Source organism: Formosa sejongensis (assembly GCF_033447105.1).
In the GTDB taxonomy this organism is placed as follows: domain Bacteria; phylum Bacteroidota; class Bacteroidia; order Flavobacteriales; family Flavobacteriaceae; genus Formosa.
The window spans coordinates 191,316-212,835 of record NZ_JAWQUN010000004.1; the positions used below are offsets into that span (position 1 = coordinate 191,316).

Genomic DNA, 21,520 nt, shown 5'->3' on the forward strand with positions numbered 1-21,520 from the left:
TTTTAATTATGACACTATTAGAAATTAAAAATCATTTAGAAAAATTAAATCAAATCGCTTTTCAATTACCAAACGGAAGTTTAGTTCCAAGTCATTTTCATGTGACAGAAGTCGGTAAAATTGATAAAAATTTCATTGATTGTGGAGGAACTATAAGACGTGAATCTGTAGTTAATTTCCAGTTATGGGAAGCAGACGACTACGATCACCGTTTACATCCAGAAAAATTAGTTTCGATTATAGAATTATCAGAACGCGTTTTAAAATTGGATGACAGCTTAGATATTGAAGTAGAATATCAAGGTGAAACGATTCAAAAATATAATTTAGAAATAACTGGAGGTGTCTTTCAATTAACGTCAAAATTCACAGATTGTTTAGCTAAAGACAATTGCGGAATACCACAAGAAAAACCAACACAAAACCTAAAAGAATTAACAAAACCAGCCAATACTTGCACACCAAATACAGGTTGTTGTTAAAAACGAAATAGAATGAATACTACATTAGCCAATTACATTGAGAGCCTTGATTTTTCAAATATATCTGAAGAACGTAAAGACGTATTAAAACCTTTAATTGAATTTTTACAAGAAAAGAATTCAAAAAAAATAAAAACCAGATTAAATTTTATTTGCACGCATAACTCGAGACGTAGTCATCTATGCCAAGTATGGGCACAAACAGCAGCATTTTATTACAATTTTAAGACCGTATATTGTTATTCAGGAGGTACAGAAGCGACGGCCATGTTTCCTATGGTTGCAGAAACTTTAGAGAATACAGGTTTTGAAGTTCAAAAAATAACTGAAGGTGATAACCCTGTTTATGGTGTGAAATATGATCATAATGAGCCACCAATAGTAGGATTTTCAAAACGTTTTAATGATGCTTTTAATCCAGAAACTAGATTTGTAGCAGTGATGACATGTTCTCAGGCAGATGCCGGTTGTCCGTTTATTGCTGGTGCTCAGGAACGCGTTGCTGTAACTTACGAAGATCCAAAAGCTTTTGATGGGACAACACAACAGGCGGAAAAATATAGCGAGCGCAGTCTGCAAATTGCAGAAGAAATGTTTTACGTGTTTTCTAAAATTAAGTAGTCATGGCAGGAATGAAAAAATTAAGTCTTTTAGATAATTACCTAACATTATGGATTTTCCTTGCCATGTTAATTGGTGTAGGTTTAGGAAATTTTTTCCCGAAAATTCCAAATGTAATAAATTCCTATAGTCAGGGCACTACAAATATTCCAATCGCCATAGGATTAATATTAATGATGTATCCGCCTTTAGCTAAAGTGAATTATGCACTTTTACCAAAAGTATTTAAAGATGTAAAAGTCTTGTCGATTTCATTAGTTTTAAACTGGATTATTGGTCCGTTTTTAATGTTCTTTTTAGCAATTACGTTTTTAAGAGACTATCCAGAATATATGGTAGGTTTAATATTAATCGGACTTGCAAGATGTATCGCGATGGTTTTAGTGTGGAATGATTTAGCGGAAGGAAGTAGTGAATACGGCGCAGGTTTAGTCGCTTTAAACAGTATCTTTCAGGTGTTTGGATATAGCTTTTACGCTTGGATATTTATTACTGTATTGCCACCATTTTTTGGTTTTGAAGGTGCTATTGTAGATATTTCCATTGCGACTATTGCTGAAAGTGTAGCCATCTATTTAGGGATTCCATTTCTTTTAGGTTTCTTAAGTCGCTATTTTTTAGTGAAATTAAAAGGAGAGACTTGGTATAATACTAAATTTATACCGACAATTTCACCTTTAACGCTTGTCGCTTTATTGTTTACCATTGTAGTCATGTTTTCATTAAAAGGGGAGATGATTGTTGAAATTCCGATGGACGTAGTACTTATTACAGTGCCAATGTTAATCTACTTTGCATTAATGTTTATCATTGGTTTCTTTATTAGTAAAGCAGCAGGAGCAACCTACGATAAGACGGCTGCAATTGCGTTTACTGCAGCAGGAAATAATTTTGAATTAGCGATTGCGGTTGCCATTGCAGTTTTTGGATTAAATTCAGGACAGGCATTTACAGGAGTGATTGGGCCTTTGGTAGAGGTTCCTGCCTTAATTTTATTGGTAAGAGTTTCCTTTTGGTTGAGAAAAAAATATTTTAATGGTTCAGATACTGTAAAAGTAAATTCATAATTATTTATAAAATCTTTATCATTTAACTTTTATAAAAATAATTACTTTTACAGTATAATTATAATAGTTATGTCAGCAAAAAAATATAAAATAGCCGTCATTCAATTAAACCTGAATGACGTTGCCGAAAATAATTTAAAAAAGTGTTTAAGTTGGGTTAGAGACGCTGCAAATCAAGGAGCAGAAGTAATTCTTTTACCTGAATTGTACAGCAGTCATTATTTCTGCCAAAGTGAAGATGTCGATAATTTTACACATGCAGAGCCTTTATATAGTACATCATTTATCGCATTTAGTACATTAGCAAAAGAATTAGGTGTTGTTATTATCGTGCCATTTTTTGAAAAACGTATGGCAGGAATTTATCATAATAGCGCTTATATTATTGATGCAGATGGAACTGAGGCAGGTTTATATCGTAAAATGCATATTCCAGATGATCCTCATTTCTACGAAAAATTCTATTTCACACCAGGTGATTTAGGTTTTCAAGCCATTCAAACTAAAAAAGGGAAAGTTGGGACTTTAATTTGTTGGGACCAATGGTATCCTGAAGCTGCACGTATTACGGCTTTAAAGGGAGCTGAAGTTTTATTTTATCCAACTGCTATTGGTTGGCATCCTCAAGAAAAAGAAGAGTTTGGCGAAAATCAGCATGGTGCTTGGATGAATGTTATGAAAGGTCATGCTGTGGCTAATGGTGTGTTTGTTGCCGCTGCAAACCGTATTGGTTTAGAGCAATATTTACCAAATACAGCAGGAATTCAATTTTGGGGATCTTCATTTATCGCAGGACCTCAAGGCGAAATTTTAGCACAAGCATCTCACGATAAAGAAGAGATTTTAATTGCTGAAGTAGATTTAGATTTACAAGAAAATGTACGTCAGAATTGGCCGTTTTTTAGAGATCGTCGTATCGATGCTTTTGGTGATATTACAAAACGTGCAATAGACTAACTATGACTTCAGAAGAAATTAGATTTCCAGCAGAATGGGAAAGACAAGAAGGGGTGTTGTTATGTTTTCCCTACAACGGAAACGATTGGCCAGGTAAGTACCAAGCGATACAATGGGCGTTTGTTGAATTCATAAAAAAAAGTGGCTCAAGTTGAGAAAGTTTTCTTAGTAGTTGAAAGTAATTCTCAACAAGAAAAAGTTAATGAGATGCTTGAAATGGCACATGTTAATGCTTTGAACATAAACTATATTGTTCATAAAACAAATAGAAGTTGGATGCGTGATTCTGGTCCGATTATCGTTAAAAAAAGAGGGGAGCGCTTGGCGTTGAATTTCAATTTTAATGGTTGGGCTAAATATCCGAATCATAAATTAGATCGCGGTGTTCCAAAAGTTGTTTCAGAAGTTTTAAAAGCAACTTTAATACAAGTTATGTATAATGGAAAACCTGTTGTTTTGGAAGGTGGCGCTATTGATTCTAATGGAAAAGGTACGCTATTAACTTCAGAAGAATGTTTATTACACCCATCTATACAGGTTAGAAATGCTAATTTTTCAAAAGCAGATTACGAAGCTATTTTTAAAGAATATTTAGGAATAACGAATGTAATTTGGTTAGGCGATGGTATTGTTGGAGACGATACTCACGGACATATTGATGATTTATGTCGTTTTGTAAATGAAGACACGATAATTACCGTAGTAGAATTTAATCCTGAAGATGGAAATTATAATGCGTTACAAGACAATTTAAAACGTTTACAGACCTCTAAGTTAGAAAATGGGAATACGCCAAACATTGTAACGTTACCTATGCCTAAACCTTTGTTTTTTGATGGTATGCAAATTCCAGCAAGTTATGCTAACTTCCTAATTTTAAATAAAACCGTTTTAGTTCCTACATTTAACGATAGCAACGATCGTATAGCTTTAAACATTATAGCAAATTGTTTTCCTGATCGAGAAGTGATCGGCATGAGTGCTATAGATCTTATCTGGGGCTTTGGGACACTACATTGCTTAAGTCAGCAAATACCTGCTTAAATCGTCTTAAAATACTTTAATAAAAAAGCGACCTCATTTGAGGTCGCTTTTTTGTTTTATATATATGACATAATAAGAGGTTTGTTATTCCTCTTCTTCCTCATCACTTAAAAGAATTTCACCAGTTTGTGGTTTTATTGATTTTAGAACAAAATAACCAATTAAACCAGCAATAGAAGATCCTATTAAAATACCAACTTTAGAGGAATCTTGGTAAAGTAAACTACCATGGAAAGCTAAATTAGATACGAAAATGGACATTGTAAATCCAACACCAGCTAAAAAACCAGTACCCAATATATGTTTAAATTTAACTTTATCAGGGAAAGCAGCCAATCCTAATTTTACAGCCAAATAAGAGAAGGCAACAACTCCAATACATTTTCCAATAATTAAGGCAATAGCTATATGAGATGCTAAATCAAAATCTAAATTATCTGAGGCACCGAAAACTATTCCTGCATTTGCCAAAGCAAAAATTGGCATAATAAAATAAGCTACCCATCCGTGGAATATATGTTCTAAATGTTGTAATGGTGATTGTACTCGACTAGTCCAAGCTTGAAGATCATCAATTAAATTAATCTGAGTATGTGTTAAAATAGGACTGTTAGAGGTTCTTTTCTGAAGTAACCGTGTGGTTATTGATTCAAGCTGTTGCATATCAATAGATAATTCCGATTTTCGTTGAATAGGAATTGTTAATGCTATTAGTATCCCTGCGATTGTAGGGTGAATTCCAGATTTTAAGAATAAAAACCAAATTATAATAGCTAATGAAAAGTAGATTACTTTGTGATAAATACCTTTCCAACCAAGTATAAATAAAATAGCTAACGGTAAGAAAGAGTATAATATTAAAGCCCAATCTATATTGTTACTGTAAAAAACGGCTATAGCTAAAACGGCAACTAAATCATCGACAATAGCAAATGCTGTTAAAAATATTTTTAGTGCTAAGGGGACACGCTTTCCTAATAATTGAATTATTGCTAAAGAAAAAGCGATGTCGGTTGCCATTGGTATTCCCCAACCAGCATGAGTTTCTGGATTTGTATTTAATGCTAAGTAAATTCCAATAGGAACAAAAACACCACCTAAAGCAGCAAAAATGGGTAGAGAAGCTTTTTTTAAGGTATTTAATTCACCTATAAGAATTTCACGTTTAATCTCCAATCCTATTAAAAAGAAGAAAATAACCATTAATCCATCATTAATCCAATGCAGTAGGTTTTTTGAAATAGAGAAATTTCCTATTTCAAAACCTAGCTCGTAATTCCAAAGTGTGAGGTAAGAATCTGAAAATGGTGAATTGGCCCAAAGTAGGGCGATTACTGCCGCAGAGAAGAGAAGGATTCCTCCAAAACTTTCTACTTGGACAAATTTTGTAATAGGTCTTACAAAGTAATGATCTAACTTTTGTTTCATAGGTATCTTTAAATAAATGTATATAAAAATAAAAAGTCTACAATTATCAAATTTGATAATTGTAGACTTTTTATATTATGTGTGTTTAAAACATTATCCAGCTTTAGGCAATTCCTTCACCTTTAAAACATTTGAAGGTATTTTTAAACCTTCATCAGTTTCATGTAAAGCAACTTTTTCCTCGTTATCGGATATAATAGTCTTTACGTGATTTACGGAATTTTCAATTTTATATTCTTTTCTAAATCCTATCAAAGATACATTAATATTTTTGTCCTTACAACCATATTCTACAAAGTCTTTTATTAAGTGTAGCACATCGTGATCTATATATACTGTGTTAGAGGCATCTATGATGATGGTGCTGTCAGAAGGTAAGTGTGCAAACGTTTGTTTGATTGCTGCTTTATTCAAGAAAGAAACCTCTTGAGCGAGCTCCATTTGTATCTTATTTCCTGTTGTGTGGTTTTCTCTTTTAAAGAAATATGCTAACTTTAAATTACCTCTTAAGATAAAGAATACACTAACTGCCATACCAATTCCTACACCTTTAAGTAAGTCTGTAAATACAACTGCAATTACAGTTACAACAAAAGGAATGAACTGGAATTTTTTACTATTTTCCCACATATGGATAAATACTTTAGGACTTGCTAATTTAAATCCTACAGCGATTAATACAGCTGCTAAAGACGCTAATGGTATTTTGTTTAGGATAGTTGGTATTGCTAACACGGCTACTAGTAAAAAGATACCGTGAAAAATAGCAGATAACTTAGTACGTCCACCAGAATTTACGTTTGCAGAAGAACGTACAATAACAGATGTCATTGGTAAACCACCAATTAAACTACTTAAGATGTTTCCAATTCCTTGAGCTTTTAGTTCAGTATTAGTGTTAGAATATCTTTTTAAAGGATCTAATTTATCAGCAGCTTCAATGCATAATAAAGTTTCAATACTTGCTACAGCAGTAATTGTTAAAGCAACGATCCATATATTAGGGTTTCCAATTTGTGAGAAATCTGGAAGACTAAATTGAGATTTAAAAGCTTCAAAAGATTCTGGTACTGGTAAGCTTACCAAGTGAGAAGAAGTAATTGCCAAAGGAGAACCTGTTGCAATAAATATTTCATTAATGGCAACACCTGCAACAACAGCTACTAAAGAGCTCGGTATAGATTTTATTTTCTTTAATGCAGGTACTTTGTTAAAAGCAATTATAATACCTAAAGAGACTAGCACTACAATAATAGCACCTAGATGCATATAATTAATACTGTCGATTAAAGTAGTGAACATATCGTGTTTTCCTTCTTTATTAATATGAAAGAAGTCACCTTCGTTAATAACATCAAAACCTACGGCATGAGGTAATTGTGTTAGAATGATAATAATTCCAATAGCAGCTAACATCCCTTCAATAACATTTGAAGGTAAATAGTTTGAAATAATTCCAGCTTTTAAAAATCCTAAAATCAATTGAAATACACCAGCAATTAAACCTGCTAATAAAAAGGCTTCCCAAGATCCTAAAGTTGCAATTGCAGTTAATACAATAGCAGTAAGTCCTGCAGCTGGACCTGACACACTTAAATTAGATCCACTAAAGTATCCAATTACAATACCTCCAATAACACCAGAGATAATACCAGAAAATAATGGCGCTCCACTGGCAAGTGCAATTCCTAAACACAACGGAAGTGCTACCAAAAAGACGACTAGACCGGCCTTTAAATCGGATTTTAAATATTTTGTACTTAAATTTTTCATATTATATTTCTTTTAATTTTGAAGTTGATTATTATATATGTGGGTTAATTATTTAAAACTTAATTGTGCTCTTAAATTGAAAAACCAATAACGTGTTGGCTGTATTTGCTCTTCTTCTTGATAGGCTACACGCTCTACTTTTTGAGAAAAATCACCTATTAAACCAGTTAGGTCAAAACATTTTTTGTTTGGAAACTGACTTAAATTATTATTTGGAATTAGAGATTCGTCGATATTATTTGTTATTAGAAAATCTTTAAAAGCGTCATTTGTATTTCCTGTGTACAATTCAATTTTTACATTAGAAATCTTATTTTTGTGATCTAAGATTAATCCTGATAGTGTTTTATAAAACTGTTTATTCGCAAGACTTTTAATTAATTTTGGTCTTGAATTACTTGATTGGTTAAAAGCGTTTATAGACATCCTATAACCTGAAGCTAAAACAAGTTTAATTGTTTCGTTTGGGTAATGGAGTACAGCATTTTTAATAAGCTGTAAAGAATTTTCACTAAAATCAGTTGGAATAAGTACTGTCTTCATGCTCTCTAATTATATTGTGGCAAACATACCATCATGGTATTAGAGCCATATAAGAATGAGATTAGAATGAGATTAGAATTTACAACACATCTTAATGTGTTTAAAATCAATATTTTGAAGTGTAATTATTGTAGGTAGATGTGTAATATTAGTGTTTCTGCTACCTAGAAATTGAAAATTCTTGATATTTATTAGGGAAAATTAATGTAACGATGGTTCCTTTCTTGTGTTCAGAAAACACTTCTATGGTTCCGCTATGTAATTTCATTATTTTATAAGTAAGCGGCAATCCAAATCCGTAACCTTTTACATTTCTAACATTTGCTGCACGATAGAAAGGCTGATAAATATTTTTAATTTCATTTGGAGGAATTCCAACGCCTTGGTCGGTCACAACAATTTTAATGGCTGAATTATTTGCAACAATTTTTACTATTACTTTATTGTTATCAGAAAATTTTGAAGCATTATCTAATACGTTATTAAGAGCAATATTTATTAACCCATAATTACCTTCAATAACTAATAAATCTGGGTTTTCAGGAAAGTCGTTAAAGTCAATTTCTATCTGGTTTTTTGGGTTTATTAAATCAATATTCCCTTTAACTTCTAATATTAATTCGTCCAGACGAATAGGAGTGATGAGTAATCCTTTATCGTCGTTTTCGGTTTGGGCAAATTTTAGAAGACTGTTAATTAAAGCGTCTAAACGTAAAGCTTCAGTTTCTACACCTTCTAGAACTTTTTGATATTCATTAGGAGATCGCTCTTTCAGTAAAGCGATTTCTGTCTGTCCTAATATGGCTGTCAACGGATTTTTTAACTCGTGAGAAGCGTTATTTATAAAATTACTTTGTATCTCGAACGACGTTTCTAATCGGTCTAACATCCCATTAAAAGTATTCGTTAATTGTCCAAGTTCGTCTTTGTTATTTGTGGTATGTAAGCGTTCGTGCAAATTGGTAACGCGAATGGTGTTTACTTTTTCAATTATTTTGGCAAGCGGATCTAATGCACGTTTTGCAAAAAACCGGCCTAATAAAAATAACACGAATATATTTAAAAGGAATAAAAATATTAATAGATTTCTTATGTTCGATAGTTCGTTTACGCCGTCGTCGTCGTTTGCAGTTAATATAATGAGGTGAGAGATATTGTGGTCTGTGTAATTTATTCCGGAGAAAAAAGAATTACCAACTTTAGCTTGTGCGTAATTTTGACTCATTAAATCTGAATGAAATTTTTTAGGGACATCGACCTTTATTTCAGAAATAATTTTGTCTATAGGTGTATTTGCTGGGAAAATAAATTCTTTTTCGTTTGGAAGTGTTTGTAGGTGTTTCCGTCTTAGTTCTTCATAAATTTCGGAACTTAAAGCATCCTCTTCAAAGTAAGATTGTTCAGCAATTAAGGTTCGTTTTTTTAGTTTATCAAAAAACTCTTCAGTTCTATAATCTGCAGCAGATACGTAAATAATAGAAAAAATTACCAATTGCATGCTGGCTACAAGTAATACAAAAATGAGGGTTATTTTATTTTTAATTTTCATTTTCCGAATCTTTTAAAATATACCCCATACCAACTACTGTTTGAATTAATTTAGGTGTAAATTTTTTATCAATTTTATTTCGCAAATAATTTACATAAACATCTACAACATTAGTTCCCATATTAAAATTAATATCCCAAACATGTTCTAAAATATCGATTCTCGATAAAACTTTATTCTTGTTCTTAAGAAGGTATTCTAACAACCGAAACTCTGTAGAGGTTAGTTTTATCTCAATATTATTACGCTTAACAATTTTGGTGTCGTTATTCAATTCTAAATCTGATATTTTTAATAGTGAATTATTAGGAACATCACTGTTTTTACGACGGGCAACCGCACGAATTCTGGCTAAGAGCTCTTTAAATTTAAAAGGTTTAGTTAAATAATCGTCTGCACCAGCATCAAGTCCTTTTACAATATTATCGGTGCTTCCTAAAGCAGATAAAAATATAATAGGGATAGAAGCATAACCTAAGTTTTTTATTTTCGCTGCAATCTCGAAACCATTCATACCAGGTAAAATCACATCTAACAAAATTAAATCGATGTCTTTTTGAAGTAAAAGTTCGATACAGGTTTCTCCATCATAAGCAATAAATGCATTGTATCCGACTTCTTCTAACCCTTTTTTTACAAAAGTAGCGACGTTGTATTCATCTTCAACAATAAGTATGTTTTGTATCATGTAATAGAAATTCTGCTTGTAATTAGTAAATGTACGTTGCTTGAATTGCAATTTATATTAAAAATTGTTTAAAATAAATTAGATTCTAAATTCTGTGTTTTAATTTCAGAAATAGTTACTTAAAATATAAGTTAAATCATTGTTTTAATAGTCTAAATGCACTAACTTTAAATAAGAAAATTAATAACATGAAAAATATACTTTTACCTACAGATTTTTCTGAAAATGCCTGGAATGCAGTAGAATACGCATTGCAGCTTTTTAAGAATGAAACATGTTCTTTTTATATTTTACATTCTTTTGATCAGCCTGATTCAGGTTCATACATGGGAGTTACTTCGGCTATGGCCAAAGAGTCTATATTTAAAGCTCAAGATGAGAATAGTAAACTAGGATTACGAGACGTTTTAGATAAAATAAAGAACAAATATTCAAATACTAATCACAAATTTAAATGTTTATCTATTTATAAAATATTTCCAGAAGCTATAAAAAGAGTGGTGACAGATTATGAAATTGATTGTATTGTTATGGGTACCAAAGGTGCTGGTGCAATAAAGGAAATCACTGTTGGAAGTAACACATCAGGTTTAATAGGTGTGGTAGATTGTCCAATAATAGCAATTCCTAAACATGCTCAATTTAAAGCGATTCAAGATATAGGTGTTTCAACAGATTATGATATTACGTTTACAGAAAAAGGATTGAGTCCGCTTTTAGATATTGCAAATAATAACGGATCATTAATTTCTGTATTTCATATTATGGATCGGATTAAGACATTAACGGAACAACAAGAAGAGAAATCTGAAATTTTGAAATCTGTTTTAAAAGATTATTCTGCAAATTATTTTACGCTTACAGATATTGGCGTTATTTCTGGGGTTCGTGCATTTGTACAAAGTAGAAAATTAGATTTATTGTGTGTTATAGCTAGAGAACAAGACTTTTTAAAACGTTTATTAAATCAATCGTATACCAAATCAATAAGCAATAAGTCTAACGTTCCATTATTGATTTTAAATATTAAAAATTTTTAAGTGACCATGTTATAAGCAATGACGTGCTTAATAAGATTACATAATTAAAATATTAAAGGTAGTGATGTTATATTGCTACCTTTTTTTGTTTATAAATGCTATTCGTAAAGATTAAACTAGATTTAAATACATCATGTATTTCGTGCACGATAAAATATTACATCCTTTTAAAGGCTAAATTTAGGGCCTTAAATTGTCTCTAAAATCTTTGTTTAGAGAAGCCAAATGCACTAACTTTAATTAAGAAATTCAACATTATGAAAAATATACTTTTACCTACAGATTTTTCTAAAAACGCATGGAATGCAATGGAATATGCTCTTAATTTATATAAGGATGAAGTGTGTACGTTTTACATATTTAATGTGTATTATCAGCTTTCTTCTGGGCCATATACAGGAATTACTTCATCCAAAGCTAGAGAAGCAATTTACCATGCACAAGCTGAAAATAGTAAAGAAGGCTTAAAAGAGGTGTTAAGCAAGATAAACACGATTTATAATAATCCTAAGCATACTTATGAAAGTTTATCTAAGTACGAAATGTTTTCTACAGCTGTAGAAACTTTGGTTAAAGCGCTTAACATAGATTGTATTGTTATGGGTACAAAAGGGGCGAGTGCTTTTAAAGAAATGACATTAGGAAGCAATACAGCATCGTTAATAGGCCTAGTAAAATGCCCAATAATTGCTATTCCTAAAAGTAAAGGATTTAAACACATTAAAGAAATTGGTTTATCTACAGATTACGATATTTCGTTTACAGAACACGGCTTAAAACCATTGTTGAGTTTGGCAATATCTAACAGCTCAAAACTATCTGTTTTGCATATCATGGATCGTAATAACCTGTTAACAACTGGACAAACTGAAAGCTTAGAACATTTAAAAATAATTCTAAAAGAGGTTCCTACAGAATTTTTTACACTTACAGATATTGGAGTCTCTTCAGGTGTTCACGCCTTTGTTGAAAGTAGAAAACTTGACATGCTATGTGTTGTGGCTAAAGAGCAAGATTTCTTAAAACGTATCCTTAATCATTCTTACAGTAAGTCTATTAGTAACCATTCTAATGTACCATTATTGATTTTAAGTATTAAAAATTTTTAATAATCAAAGTAGATTTGTTTCAGACATTTAGAACCTCAATTTTAACTGAGTCTGGATTTCTTAAATCTAAGTTATTATGATATAATAAATCATAATTAATAAAAAAACAGCTTGTATCTCTACGATGAAAACGTTATAATTTAATTATATTTGAAACGTTTTTTAAACAAGAAAACACATTGTTTTTTTAGAAAAACGAAATAGAATCTACTCCATAATATAAATGTATAAATGAAACAAGAATCACAAATTAAGTGTCCCAATTGTGGTACTACTATCGATGTACAAGATATATTATCGCATCAGTTAGAAGATGAAATCAAACTAAAGTATCAAGCGCAATTAGCCCAAGAGAAAAAACGTTTCGATGCCAGCCAAGAGCAATTAAGTATAGAACGTTCTGCATTCGAAGAGAAAAAGAAAAAAGAAAACGAATTATTTCAAAACCGTTTAGAGTCTGCCTTAAAGGAAGAAAAACGTCAAATAGAGATACGAGTCAAACATAAAATAACCGAAGAGCAATCTGAACAGTTTAAGGCATTACAAGCGGAATTAAATGAAAAATCTGAACAAGTAAAAGAATTAAATCGCTCTAAAGCTGAAATTGAAAAGCTAAAACGAGAAAAAGGCGAATTAAAAGCTCAGGCTGAAGCCGATGCGCAAAAACAATTAAGCGAAACCTTATTAACCGAAAAGGAGAAAATAAGGAAAGCCGAAGAAGATAAAAATGAGTTGCGTTTTAAAGAAATGCAAATGCAGCTTGAAGCACAAAAGAGACTTACCGAAGAAATGAAGCGCAAGCAGGAGCAAGGTTCAATGCAGCTTCAAGGCGAAGCCCAAGAATTAGCCATAGAAGAGTGGTTGGCAGCAAAATTTCCGCTAGACACCATTGAAGAAATTAAAAAAGGAGCTCGTGGTGGCGATTGTATTCAGATTGTGCACACCCGAACAGATCAGAATTGTGGTTCTATTTATTACGAAAGTAAACGGACAAAAGATTTTCAGCCCAGTTGGATTGAAAAATTCAAAGCAGATATCCGTGATCGAGGTGCAAATATTGGTGTGTTAGTTACTGAAGTTATGCCTTCTGGCATGGATCGTTTAGGATTGCGCGATGGTATTTGGATTTGTAATTACGATGAGTTTAAAGGCCTTTGTGCTGTGCTTCGAGAATCAATAATTCAGCTTAATCGCGCTATGGTTGCCCAAGATAATAAAGGCGATAAAATGGATTTGCTCTACGATTACTTAACCAGCACAACGTTTAGAATGCAAATTGAAGCTATTGTAGAAGGTTTTACACAAATGAAAACAGATCTGGATAGCGAAAAACGTTCTATGCAAAGGATTTGGAAACAACGTGAAAAACAAATTGAAAAAGTAGTGACCAATACTATAGATATGTATGGCTCTATAAAAGGTATTGCAGGAAACGCGATCCAATCTGTAAAAGCACTAGAACTTCCTGGAGAAGATGAAGAAGACAACTTATTAAATTAATATAGAAAACATTATTTTAAATATACAAACTCATGAAAATACTAGCAATTGGTAAAAATTATGTTCTTAATGCTGAAGAATTAAAAACCACAGCAAAAAACGGAAAACAACTTATTTTCTCTAAACCAGAATCAAGTTTATCTAAAGATAATAAAGACGTAGAATACCCGTCTTTTACAGAAAACTTAGCTTACGAAGTAGAATTAGTTATAGAAATTGGAAAAACTGGTAAAAATATAGCCGAAGCAGAAGCGGTATCTTATATTTCTGGAATTGCAGTTGGTATTGATTATACAGCTAAAGATGTTTTAAACGATGTAAGAGAAGGAAAAGGCCCTTGGGATTTGGCTAAAGGTTTTGATGGTGCTGCTCCAATTTCGCCAGTAAAAGCAATTTCAAATTTTTCTGATTTAACAAATATTAATTTCGATTTAAAAATTAATGGTAAAACAGTTCAAGAAGGAAATACAAGTTTAATTATTTATAATTTCGAAGAAATTATTGCATTTGTTTCTAAGTATTTTACTTTAGAAACAGGAGATTTAATTTTCACAGGAACTCCAGCTTACGGTACAGGTCAAATTCATAAAGGCGATCAATTACAAGCATCAATAGAAGGAGAGTTGTTACTAGACTTTAAGATGGTTTAGTAATTAATCCAAATAGATTTAAAACTCGAGATTAATGTTTCGAGTTTTTTATTTTATAATAAACGAATATTTATTCGATTAAATTTATAACTTTGTATTGTGAAACAGAAAGACGAATTAAAAAGAGAAGCCATTATTAACGAAACCATTGCCATAGTTTACACTAAAGGTTTTACTGGCGTTAAAATGGCACATATTGCAAAAAAGGTAGATATTTCACCTTCTACGTTATATGTGTATTTTAAAAGTAAAGACGACTTAATAAGTTCGATTGCCACAGGTTTACTTAAAAGCATCACAGATATTAGTCAGAATCAGTTGAAACAAGACTTACCATATAAGTTGAAATTTAAAGCTATATGGGTGTTTTATATCAACTTTGGAATTAATAATCGCAAGGAAATGAGTTTTATTAATCAAGTGAAACAATCACCTTATTTTGAAATGATTCCAGAGGACATACGAAATTTGAAATCATCTTTTATTTTAGATTTGTTAGATGAAGGAAAACAGCACGGATTAATTAAAGATCTAGATAATGCTATTTTATCAGCTTTATTAGGATCGTTCTTGACAGAAACAGTGAAACTGATTGATTCTAAAACGTTACAATTAAATGAAAAAGATACAAATACCATGTTCTTATTAGCTTGGGATGCGATAAAGAATTAAAAAATTTAAGAATTAATCGAATTAAAATTCGATTAACATGATAGTCCAATATAAATATGTTTAAAAAATTAATTAGAAAAATGGTAATCACACTTGGTTTAGGTTTACTAATATTAGTATTAGGAACTTTTTTATTTTTAAATATGAGTCCTGAATTTGGTGGAAAACAAACCGCAGAACAAGAAAAAAAGTTTGCACTCACCTCTCATTATAAAGATGGTAAATTTATAAATAATGGGAATATAGATTTGAAAATGGGTTTTAAAGATTTTGGTAAAAGTCTAGTACAATATTTCAATGCTCCAAAAGGTACCATTCCGGATCATCCGCTTCAAGTGGAGACAATCAAGCCTTCAGATTTAATGAATTATACGGGGAAAACTCGATTATTTTGGTTTGGGCATTCTACTTTTTTACTTCAAATAAATTCAAAAAATATATTGATTGATCCGATGTTTGGAGATGTTCCGGCCCCGCATCCTATGTTAGGATCAAAACGATTTAGTGATCGATTACCAATAAATATAGATAATTTACCACATATTGATGCGGTATTAATTTCTCACGACCACTACGATCATTTAGATTATGGGAGTATTACAAAACTTAAAGAAAAAGTTGGTGCTTTTTATACACCCTTAGGAGTTGGTGCACATTTAGAATCTTGGGGTGTACCTAAAAATAAAATTCATGAATTGGATTGGTGGGAGGAAATCACTTTTACCGATTTAAAATTTGTGTGTACACCAGCTCAACATTTCTCGGGAAGAGGCTTAAGTGATAAAGGTAAAACCTTGTGGAGTTCATGGATTATAAATTCTGAACAAGAAAATATTTTCTTTAGTGGAGACAGTGGGTATGGACCTCATTTTAAAGATATCGGTGAGAAATATGGACCGTTCGATTTTGCAATGATTGAGTGCGGACAGTACAATACATTATGGCATGAGATTCACATGTATCCAGAAGAAACTGCCCAAGCGGCAATAGATGTGAAAGCAAAACGTATGATGCCAATACATTGGGGCGCTTTTAAATTGGCTATGCACGAATGGGATGAACCTGTAGAACGTCTTGAAAATGCTGCGCAAATTTTAAATGTTAATATGATTACTCCAAAAATTGGAGAACTCATTACAATTGATGATGGTAATAATACACTAGATAATTGGTGGAAATAATTAAGAATCTCTTATTCTTTAATTGAAATCGTTGACGTTTAAGATATAAATCTTCTGATAAATGTATATTTTTGCAACTTCAAATTTTCAAGAATTGTTGTAATTCTGAATTTAAATGAATTGGTGAAATGCAATTAAGGAATTCTATAAAATTAATGCTGTTAAGTACGTTAGCTTTTGCATGCATGAACGGAGCAGTAAAATATTTAGACAATATCGGAGCGTTTCAAATTGTGTTTTTTAGATCAATAGGATCCTTGTTTTTTACTTTTGGTTACTTACTTAAAAATAAAATTCCTTTAGTTGGGAAAAATAATAAGTTGTTAATTTTAAGAGGTGTTGTAGGGTTAACATCAATGGCTTTGTTTTTTATGTCGACCAAATATCTATCAATAGGAACAGCCGTTTCTTTACGTTATTTAGCACCTATTTTTGCAGCTATTTTTGCGGTATTAATTTTAAAAGAAAAAATATTTCCATTACAATGGGTTTTCTTTGTTTTTGCTTTCTTAGGGGTCGTTATTTTAAAAGGATTCGATTCCAGTTTAGATACTTATGGACTAACTTTAATTCTTATTTCTGCATTGTTTAGAGGTCTGGTATATATTATTATAAGTAAAATAGGAAAGTCGGAACATCCGGTTGTTGTAGTTAATTATTTTATGGTTATTTCTGCAATTGTTGGTGGCGTACTCTGTATTAAAGATTGGATTATGCCTGTTGGAATACAATGGTTGTTTTTAGCGCTACTTGGTGTTTTTGGATATTTTGGACAGTTGTTAATGACCAAAGCATTTCAGAATGCTCAAACCAATCAAGTGGCACCTATAAAATATGTGGAAGTTATTTTTACAATGATTCTAGGCATTATAATTTTCGGAGAATCTTATCCCTTTTCGTCTCTATTTGGTATTCTATTAATTATTGTTTCGCTTATTACTAACATTATTTATAAAGAAAGAAAAACTAAGAAATTAGCTCTTGAAAATGCGAAAGCTTAATTTTATTTACGTTGAAATTGCGTTAAATGCTGGTAAATATCTGTTTTAAGTGCTCTGTATTCTTTTATAAGAGTTAAATATTCTACACGTTTTTTTTCGTGAAGTTTAGCACGTTGTATATCATATTCATTTTTTCCAAACTCTAATTCCTGACGTAAACTTTGGTCGTACCTGCATAATACGCCCATTGCAAGTGTATTTCTTCGTCTAAAATCTTGGATTAAACTTTGAATTCTTTCACTTTTAACAAGTTGTCTATTTAAAACACTAAATTCATTTATTTCGGTATTTTTATATTCTAAATCGTCTGTCCATTGAGAAATTTCAAGAATATCTTTCTTTATGAATAAACGTCTATTTTCATCTACTTTAAATTGCATGTGGGTATTTACTTGATTGGATTGTAGCATTGTGTTTATTGTTATTTTGTTAGTTTTGATTTAAATATTCGGTATTCTTTAATATGAAGTATATAGTTTTTTTTATGCTTTTTATGTTCATGAATAAAAGCCATACCACCTTGTAAACCATCACAACCCATCCAATATTCTCTAAACTCTTTATAATTTTGAAGCGCTTCTAAAATTGAATTGTTACTTTTTGTTTTTAGAACCACAGCTTTCTTAATTAAAGCATGTTTAGCATACTTCTTTTTAGAATAAAATCGTTTTAATTCCTTTTCGATATCTTCTAAATGCTGTATCCAATAATTTAACTCACCAGTACTAGTCTGGTGAGTATAATCAACTTCAATATCTAAATCATATAAAATCATAAGCATTAAATTACAATGTCCAAACCTCTATAACTATATTCTTGTTCTACGGCTATAATTTTTAATTCTTTAGTACCATTTGGGAATTCCCAAGTTATAGTATCACCAATCGCGTAGCCAAACAGGGCAGAGCCCATAGGTGTAAGAATTGAAATTTTATCCTGTTTAAAGTCCTTGTTTTGTGGAATTACAACTTTAATTGTTTTTTGCCAATCGCCTTGTTCAACCGTAACTAAACTGTTAAATCTAATCACATCTTCAGGCATTTTCTCGTGATCTACGATTTCTGCATCAAGGAGTTCATGACTTAATTTTTGTAACGATTTTTTTGTTTCTATATCTTTAGAATACCCCGAAAGGTTAAGTATGCGTTTTAAAAACACATACTCTTTTTTTTCAAGGATTAAATGTCCGTATTTCATATTTATATTTTTTATGGGAAAATTCCACGTTGTATGTAAGCTTTTTCAATACGCTGAATTGCCAAACAAAATGCAGCAGTTCGCATATCAACATTTTCAGAATTAGCATAATCGTAAACCTTATTAAAGGATTCTTTTAATACTTTTTCTAGTTTTAAAATAACTTCGTCCATATGCCAAAGTTCTCCGTTTCTGTTTTGTAGCCATTCAAAATAACTACCAATAACACCTCCAGAATTGCATAGAATATCAGGGATAATTTCAATGCCATTTTCTAATAATATTTTTTCACCTTCAACATTTGTGGGACCGTTTGCACCTTCAGCAATAAGTTTTGCTTTAATTAAATGGGCATTTTGTTCTGTAATTTGATTTCCTAATGCTGCTGGAATTATAATATCACATTCTAAACCGAAGAAATCGTCTTTATCAATCGCGTGAGAATTATCGAAATTATTAACGCTTCCTTCATTATTAGTCACGTGTATTTGAAGTTGTTTAACTTCAATACCGTCTGGTTTATATATACTCGCAAAAGCATCTTGAACACCAACCAAAATAGCACCTTCTTGCTCCATAAAATGTGACGCCCAATACCCAACATTTCCAAAACCTTGAACGATAAATGTTTTTCCTTTAAGAGAAATATTGCGTTTTTCTGCCCATAATTTAATGGTTAAAAACACCCCATATCCAGTAGAACGGTCTCGCCCTTCAATACCACCAGACCCTACGGGTTTTCCTGTAACCACATGTTGATAAGTAGAACGTTCTGAAGGACCTTTTGTAGACATATACGTATCTGCAATCCAAGCCATAGTTTGTGCGTTGGTATTTACATCTGGAGCAGGAATATCATGTTCGGGTCCAATATTGTCTCCCAATGCATAGGTAAAACGACGTGTTATACGCTCTAATTCAGATTGAGAATATAATTTTGGATTGATTTTAATTCCACCTTTTGCACCACCGTAAGGCAAGCCAGCCAAAGATGTTTTCCAAGTCATCCACATAGCTAATGCTTTCGCGGCATCTATATCTACCGTTTCATGGTATCGTAAACCTCCTTTATAAGGGCCTAATGCATTATTGTGTTGTACACGGTATCCTGTAAAAATCTCCACATCTCCATTATCCATTTTTACTGGAAAATGTATGATAATCTCATTATTAGTTACGTTTAATATTCTTCGAATATTCGGATTTAAATTAATATGGTCGGCTGCTTTGTTAAACTGCTCTAGCACGTTTGCAACCATACCTGTCTCGCTTTTCTTAACTGGTAATTTTATTTCTTTTGTAATCATATTAAATTGTTTAAACTGAAATTAATAGAATTGATTTGTGTTTTTTATTTCTAATTTAGATCTGTTTACTAAGTCTAAAAAAATAGCGTTTTCAAATTCACTACAAGACCATACTTTCTCTTTCTGTGTAGTTAAAACGCATGTTTTAAAATGGACACAGTCTGGGCAAATATTCAATACAGTTGTTTTCATAGTATATATTTCTATTTACATGGTGTAAAAAAGCAAGTGTTATGCCAATGCAATTATTAGTCATTTTTAAAAACAAAGAATCCCTTTAAAACACTCGGTTTTAAAGGGATTTAATGAAATTTTATTTTAAGAAGTTATTTTATATTATGGTACAAAATTACCCGCATGGTTAAAATATGTTCGAATCTAAATATTAATCTTTCAGTTTATCTCGCAATGTTTTTCTGTTTATTTGAAGTATTTCAGAAGCTTTAGTTTTGTTGTTATTACAGGCGCGAAGCACTTTAGAAATATATTGCTTTTCCATATCTTTAAGAGGTATAAAGTCTGCTTCCGAAAATTTTATGTCGTATTTTAAGGATTCAGGAAGCGAAGCAATGGTAACAATATTATCACTTAAGATAATTGCACGTTGTAGGATATTTTCTAATTCGCGAATATTTCCTGGCCAAGAATAACGCTCTAAAATAGGAAGTGCTGCGGGATCCATTTTTATAAATCGATCTTTATATTCTAGACCGTATTTTAAAAGAAATTTATCTACCAAAAGCGGTATGTCTTCAGTGCGTGCTCTAAGCGGAGGAACATCTATTTCGACTACAGTTAACCGGTAATACAAATCTTCTCGAAAGGTCTTGTTTTTAATCATGTCTTTAAGATTACTATTGGTCGCGGTAATAATTCTTAAATCCATTTTCTCTGCTTTTTGAGAGCCTACTTTCATTACTTCTTTTTCCTGAAGCACTCTTAGTAATCGCGATTGAACGGCTAAGGGCGCATTACCAATTTCGTCTAAAAAAATTGTACCGCCGTTTGCAGCTTGAAAGAATCCGTTTCGGTTTGTATCTGCTCCAGTAAAGGCACCTTTAACATACCCGAATAATTCTGCTTCCAGTAAATTTTCGGGAATTCCGCCACAATTAACAGCTATAAAAGGTGCTCTAGAAAACTGACCTTGGTAATGAATAGACCGTGCAACTAGCTCTTTACCTGTTCCGCTTTCGCCAGAAATAAACACCGTTGCTTTGTTGTTTTTTACACGCTCTATAAGTTGAATAACATGCCTTATTCCCTCAGATTGTCCTATAATCTCGCCATATTTTCCATCGATTAGATTTTTATTATTTTGAGTTTTAGTAAGTGTTTTATTTTGTAATAACGTTCTGTTTAAAGCTTCAATTAATTCGTTTTTTGTGAAGGGTTTAGTCAGGTATTCAACAGCGCCAGATTTTATTGCAGCTAAAGAATCTTGAATAGAGGGAAAGCCTGTTATTACTAATTTACCCATATTGGGATAATGTTCTGAAGCAAATTTTAATAGCTCAAACCCATCAATTTCAGGCATTTTTAGATCTGTAATTAATACATCAATTTTAGTGTCTTTTAAAATAGTAACTGCTTCCCGAACAGAAATTGCTTTAAAAGTATGATAATGTAAAGACTGCAAATGACGCTGTAATAATTCTAAAATATGAATATCGTCATCGACTATTAATATGTTTTCTTTTAATACAGACAT

General features: G+C 31.6%; 23 protein-coding genes. 13 read left to right on the forward strand and 10 right to left on the reverse strand.

Annotated features, from left to right (window positions below):
• Nucleotides 1-8: 8 nt before the first annotated feature.
• From R6X41_RS06585 to R6X41_RS06610, 6 genes are all read left to right on the forward strand, one after another.
• The gene (locus R6X41_RS06585; RefSeq protein WP_318498591.1) at nucleotides 9-482 is read left to right on the forward strand and encodes a DUF6428 family protein; all 474 of its coding nucleotides are present in this window, start codon (nucleotides 9-11) and stop codon (nucleotides 480-482) included.
• A 12-nt stretch (nucleotides 483-494) separates the two neighbouring features.
• On the forward strand, nucleotides 495-1,103 hold the full coding sequence (locus R6X41_RS06590) for an arsenate-mycothiol transferase ArsC (protein WP_318498593.1): 609 nt from the start codon (nucleotides 495-497) through the stop codon (nucleotides 1,101-1,103).
• A gap of 2 nt (nucleotides 1,104-1,105) precedes the next feature.
• Nucleotides 1,106-2,170, forward strand: a complete 1,065-nt coding sequence (gene arsB / locus R6X41_RS06595) for an ACR3 family arsenite efflux transporter (protein ID WP_318498595.1) — start codon at nucleotides 1,106-1,108, stop codon at nucleotides 2,168-2,170.
• A 69-nt stretch (nucleotides 2,171-2,239) separates the two neighbouring features.
• Nucleotides 2,240-3,127 (forward strand): carbon-nitrogen hydrolase, encoded by an 888-nt coding sequence (locus tag R6X41_RS06600; RefSeq protein WP_318498597.1) that lies wholly within the window; start codon nucleotides 2,240-2,242, stop codon nucleotides 3,125-3,127.
• A 2-nt stretch (nucleotides 3,128-3,129) separates the two neighbouring features.
• A complete protein-coding gene (locus tag R6X41_RS06605) occupies nucleotides 3,130-3,282 on the forward strand; it encodes an agmatine deiminase family protein (protein ID WP_318498599.1) in 153 nt (50 codons plus the stop codon).
• Nucleotides 3,269-4,171 (forward strand): agmatine deiminase family protein, encoded by a 903-nt coding sequence (locus R6X41_RS06610; protein ID WP_318498600.1) that lies wholly within the window; start codon nucleotides 3,269-3,271, stop codon nucleotides 4,169-4,171. Before R6X41_RS06605 ends, R6X41_RS06610 begins: the two co-directional genes overlap by 14 nt.
• A gap of 84 nt (nucleotides 4,172-4,255) precedes the next feature.
• Here the strand turns inward: R6X41_RS06610 and nhaA are convergent, their stop codons facing one another.
• The 5 genes from nhaA to R6X41_RS06635 form a co-directional block, all read right to left on the reverse strand.
• Entirely contained in the window at nucleotides 4,256-5,599 is a 1,344-nt protein-coding gene (gene nhaA, locus R6X41_RS06615; protein WP_318498602.1) for a Na+/H+ antiporter NhaA, read from the reverse strand.
• 93 nt (nucleotides 5,600-5,692) lie between these two features.
• Nucleotides 5,693-7,372 (reverse strand): SulP family inorganic anion transporter, encoded by a 1,680-nt coding sequence (locus R6X41_RS06620; RefSeq protein WP_318498604.1) that lies wholly within the window; start codon nucleotides 7,370-7,372, stop codon nucleotides 5,693-5,695.
• A gap of 48 nt (nucleotides 7,373-7,420) precedes the next feature.
• Entirely contained in the window at nucleotides 7,421-7,915 is a 495-nt protein-coding gene (locus R6X41_RS06625) for a hypothetical protein (protein ID WP_318498606.1), read from the reverse strand.
• A gap of 160 nt (nucleotides 7,916-8,075) precedes the next feature.
• Entirely contained in the window at nucleotides 8,076-9,464 is a 1,389-nt protein-coding gene (locus tag R6X41_RS06630; protein WP_318498608.1) for a sensor histidine kinase, read from the reverse strand.
• Complete coding sequence (locus R6X41_RS06635) at nucleotides 9,454-10,152, reverse strand: response regulator transcription factor (protein WP_318498610.1); 699 nt, start codon at nucleotides 10,150-10,152, stop codon at nucleotides 9,454-9,456. The genes R6X41_RS06630 and R6X41_RS06635 overlap by 11 nt, the downstream gene beginning before the upstream one ends.
• A gap of 188 nt (nucleotides 10,153-10,340) precedes the next feature.
• On the opposite strand from R6X41_RS06635, the gene R6X41_RS06640 reads away from it, so the two are divergent.
• The 7 genes from R6X41_RS06640 to R6X41_RS06670 all read left to right on the forward strand — a co-directional run bounded on the left by R6X41_RS06640 (nucleotide 10,341) and on the right by R6X41_RS06670 (nucleotide 17,305).
• On the forward strand, nucleotides 10,341-11,192 hold the full coding sequence (locus R6X41_RS06640; protein ID WP_318498611.1) for a universal stress protein: 852 nt from the start codon (nucleotides 10,341-10,343) through the stop codon (nucleotides 11,190-11,192).
• 257 nt (nucleotides 11,193-11,449) lie between these two features.
• The gene (locus R6X41_RS06645) at nucleotides 11,450-12,301 is read left to right on the forward strand and encodes a universal stress protein (RefSeq protein ID WP_318498613.1); all 852 of its coding nucleotides are present in this window, start codon (nucleotides 11,450-11,452) and stop codon (nucleotides 12,299-12,301) included.
• A gap of 231 nt (nucleotides 12,302-12,532) precedes the next feature.
• Nucleotides 12,533-13,801 carry a DUF2130 domain-containing protein gene (locus R6X41_RS06650; RefSeq protein ID WP_318498614.1) on the forward strand — a complete coding sequence of 423 codons (1,269 nt, stop codon included), beginning with the start codon at nucleotides 12,533-12,535 and terminating at the stop codon, nucleotides 13,799-13,801.
• A gap of 32 nt (nucleotides 13,802-13,833) precedes the next feature.
• Complete coding sequence (locus R6X41_RS06655; RefSeq protein ID WP_318498616.1) at nucleotides 13,834-14,451, forward strand: fumarylacetoacetate hydrolase family protein; 618 nt, start codon at nucleotides 13,834-13,836, stop codon at nucleotides 14,449-14,451.
• 99 nt (nucleotides 14,452-14,550) lie between these two features.
• Entirely contained in the window at nucleotides 14,551-15,123 is a 573-nt protein-coding gene (locus tag R6X41_RS06660; RefSeq protein WP_318498618.1) for a TetR/AcrR family transcriptional regulator, read from the forward strand.
• Nucleotides 15,124-15,179: 56 nt separating this feature from the next.
• A complete protein-coding gene (locus R6X41_RS06665; RefSeq protein ID WP_318498620.1) occupies nucleotides 15,180-16,304 on the forward strand; it encodes an MBL fold metallo-hydrolase in 1,125 nt (374 codons plus the stop codon).
• A 128-nt stretch (nucleotides 16,305-16,432) separates the two neighbouring features.
• Nucleotides 16,433-17,305 carry a DMT family transporter gene (locus R6X41_RS06670; RefSeq protein ID WP_318498622.1) on the forward strand — a complete coding sequence of 291 codons (873 nt, stop codon included), beginning with the start codon at nucleotides 16,433-16,435 and terminating at the stop codon, nucleotides 17,303-17,305.
• Between the two features lie 2 nt (nucleotides 17,306-17,307).
• Here R6X41_RS06670 and R6X41_RS06675 read toward each other — a convergent pair whose 3' ends face one another.
• The 5 genes from R6X41_RS06675 to R6X41_RS06695 form a co-directional block, all read right to left on the reverse strand.
• The gene (locus tag R6X41_RS06675; protein ID WP_318498624.1) at nucleotides 17,308-17,715 is read right to left on the reverse strand and encodes a hypothetical protein; all 408 of its coding nucleotides are present in this window, start codon (nucleotides 17,713-17,715) and stop codon (nucleotides 17,308-17,310) included.
• A gap of 11 nt (nucleotides 17,716-17,726) precedes the next feature.
• Nucleotides 17,727-18,080 carry a hypothetical protein gene (locus tag R6X41_RS06680; protein ID WP_318498626.1) on the reverse strand — a complete coding sequence of 118 codons (354 nt, stop codon included), beginning with the start codon at nucleotides 18,078-18,080 and terminating at the stop codon, nucleotides 17,727-17,729.
• A gap of 5 nt (nucleotides 18,081-18,085) precedes the next feature.
• Nucleotides 18,086-18,502, reverse strand: a complete 417-nt coding sequence (locus tag R6X41_RS06685) for a GreA/GreB family elongation factor (RefSeq protein ID WP_318498628.1) — start codon at nucleotides 18,500-18,502, stop codon at nucleotides 18,086-18,088.
• Nucleotides 18,503-18,513: 11 nt separating this feature from the next.
• Nucleotides 18,514-19,809, reverse strand: a complete 1,296-nt coding sequence (locus R6X41_RS06690; RefSeq protein WP_318498630.1) for a Glu/Leu/Phe/Val family dehydrogenase — start codon at nucleotides 19,807-19,809, stop codon at nucleotides 18,514-18,516.
• A 385-nt stretch (nucleotides 19,810-20,194) separates the two neighbouring features.
• A complete protein-coding gene (locus R6X41_RS06695; protein WP_318498632.1) occupies nucleotides 20,195-21,520 on the reverse strand; it encodes a sigma-54-dependent transcriptional regulator in 1,326 nt (441 codons plus the stop codon).